Raw genomic sequence first — 2,823 nt, 5'->3', positions numbered from 1 at the left:
GCAAGAGTAATATAACGCTCGTCCACCTCGAAGAAATCACGCAGGCTCTGTCGGCTGTCGCTCCTCCCAAATCCGTCAGTACCGAGAGAAACAAGGGAACCGGGGATCCATTTCGATATGGATTCGGGAAGCGCCTTTACGTAATCTGATGCTGCAACGAAGACCCCTTTAGAATCTTTAAGAGCATGAGCAATATAAGGCACCTTGGCTTCCTCACCGGGATGGAACATGTTCCACCTCTCTGCCATGAGTGCATCACGATGAAGCTCTTTGTAACTGGTCACGCTCCACACATCTGCTGCAACACCATACGTATCTTCGAGGATCTCCTGCGCTTTCAGAGCTTTGTTCAGTATCGCACCGCTTCCCATGAGGTGCGCAGAGAGTCTTGAATTCTGTCTCCGGGAGGACTTGAACTTGTATATTCCCTTTATGATTCCTTCCTTTACCCCCTCTGGCATGCGTGGTTGAACATACGCTTCATTCATCACGGTCAAGTAGTAGAAGACTTTCTCCTGCTCTTCATACATCCTGCGCATGCCGTCACGTATGATTACTGCTAATTCATACGCAAAAGCGGGATCGTAGGCCTTCAGTGTAGGGTAATGATAGGCGAGAAGATGGCTCTGCCCATCCTGATGCTGCAGTCCTTCACCAGAAAGAGTCGTTCGTCCTGACGTTCCACCAATCAAGAATCCGCGAGTCTGCATATCCGCGGCAGCCCAGATCAAGTCTCCAATACGCTGAAATCCGAACATCGAATAGTAAACAAAGAATGGGATAGCGTTCAGCCTGTGCGTGGAGAATGCAGTCCCCGCAGCAATAAATGAGGACATTGAACCCGCTTCTGTGATCCCCTCTTCCAGGATTTGTCCGTCTTTTGCCTCCTTATAATAGAGCAGGTTTTCTCTATCTACTGGTTCATAGGTCTGCCCAACATGAGAATAGATGCCGACTTGACGGAAGAGAGACTCCATGCCAAAAGTCCGGGCTTCATCCGGTATTATCGGCACAATGAGCTTCCCGATTTTCTTGTCTGCTAGGAGCTTTGATAGCAGCCGAGCAAAAGCCATTGTGGTAGCCACTTTCCGATCTTTTGTTCCTGCATAGAATTCTTCGAAAAGGTGTTCCGGTGGAGTCTTTAGCGGTTCCGCTTTCATGTTTCGGGTAGGCACATAGCCGGACAGCTGTTTTCTTCTCTCGTGCAGATACAGCATTTCCGTGCTATCGTCGGCAGGTCTGAAAAACGTAATGGCATCGACGTCTCTGTCGGAAATGGGAATTCCAAAACGCGAGCGGAAATCGCGTAGTTCCTGCTCATTCAGTTTCTTCTGCTGATGGGTAATGTTCTTCCCTTCACCGGCTTCACCCAAACCGTATCCCTTGACGGTTCGGGCAAGAATGACAGTAGGGGAACCTTTGTGCTCAACGGCCGCTTTGTAAGCCGCATAGACTTTTTCGGGATCGTGTCCACCCAATCGCAGTCTCTCGAGCTGCTCATCGGACATATGCTCGACTAATTTCAGCAACCGCGGATCTTTTCCGAAGAAATGCTTGCGAAGGTAGGCTCCACCCCGTACAACATAATTTTGGTACTCGCCATCAACAATATCGCCCATCCTCTTCACAAGTAACCCGTCTTTGTCTTTGGCAAGTAGCTCATCCCAATCGCTCCCCCAAATGACTTTGATCGTGTTCCAACCAGCCCCGCGGAAAACGGTTTCCAACTCTCGAATGATGTTGCCGTTACCTCGTACGGGACCATCGAGGCGCTGAAGATTGCAGTTAATCACAAAAATAAGATTGTCGAGTTTCTCCCGGCTTGCAAGAGCTATAGCGCCCAGTGTTTCCGGCTCATCTGATTCTCCATCCCCCACAAAGCACCACACTTTTCCAGTATCCTTTCGCTTGAGGCCGCGATCTTCCAGATAGCGGTTGAACCGTGCCTGGTAGATTGCCATAATCGGACCAAGTCCCATAGAAACGGTTGCAAATTGCCAGAAATCTGGCTTGAGCCAGGGGTGCGGATACGAAGGCAGTCCGCCGCGGGGCTGAAGCTCGCGACGGAAATTCTTCAATTCTTCGACTGATAATCGTCCTTCAAGAAACGCCCTCGCATAGTTACCCGGAGAGGCATGTCCCTGGAAGAAGATCTGGTCTCCACTAAAATCATCGGATGGAGCACGAAAGAAATGATTGAATCCAACTTCATACAGCGTTGCCTGCGACGCATACGTGGAGATGTGGCCACCTATGCCACTTTCCAGCCGGTTTGCGCGGACAACCATGGCCATGGCATTCCATCGAATGATGCTTTTTATCCGCCTCTCGATCTCCCTGCTGCCCGGGTAAGTCGGTTGTTCTTCAACTGGGATAGTATTGATGTGTGGAGTGCTTGCGGAAAACGGCAATTTAATTCCCTCGGAATAAGCATGCTTTTGTAGTACATCGAGCAGCTTCCTTACGCGATCCGGTCCCCCGTCTTGAATGACGTAATCGAGAGACTCCAGCCATTCCAGAGTTTCTATCTCTTCAATACCAGGATCTCTGTTTTTGTTGGTCCTTTCAGTGCTCATTCTGATAATCCTTCCTTCAATTCACTGTGCTACGCTCTTATCCCTTAGATCATCTGTGTGATTTGGCACCTTGCTCACCGATAGCTCAAGTTTGTCGGTGATACTCACAATGCCGCGATGTCATGTGAATTGTGTACCTGTTCTCCCTCAGGTCACAAGTTCTAGTCTTTGGCAATCCCTATCACGCCACAGGCAACTCGTGCACCTGCATCACCTGTAGGCTGCGAGGTGAGATCATCCTCGGCGG

At 49.8% G+C, this 2,823-nt stretch carries 1 protein-coding gene; it reads right to left on the bottom strand.

Translation table 11 applies throughout. The features are described from left to right. Positions 1–2,576: pyruvate dehydrogenase (acetyl-transferring), homodimeric type (gene aceE, locus V3U24_05190; GenBank protein ID MEE9166842.1), on the bottom strand; the 2,576-nt coding region annotated here is incomplete at its 3' end. Positions 2,577–2,823: the final 247 nt, after the last annotated feature.

The sequence above is a fragment of the Candidatus Neomarinimicrobiota bacterium genome, assembly GCA_036476315.1.
Classification (GTDB): domain Bacteria; phylum Fidelibacterota; class Marinisomatia; order Marinisomatales; family S15-B10; genus JAZGBI01.
The sequence above is the reverse complement of the archived record's forward strand: the minus strand, read 5'-3'. Positions and strand labels throughout refer to the sequence as shown.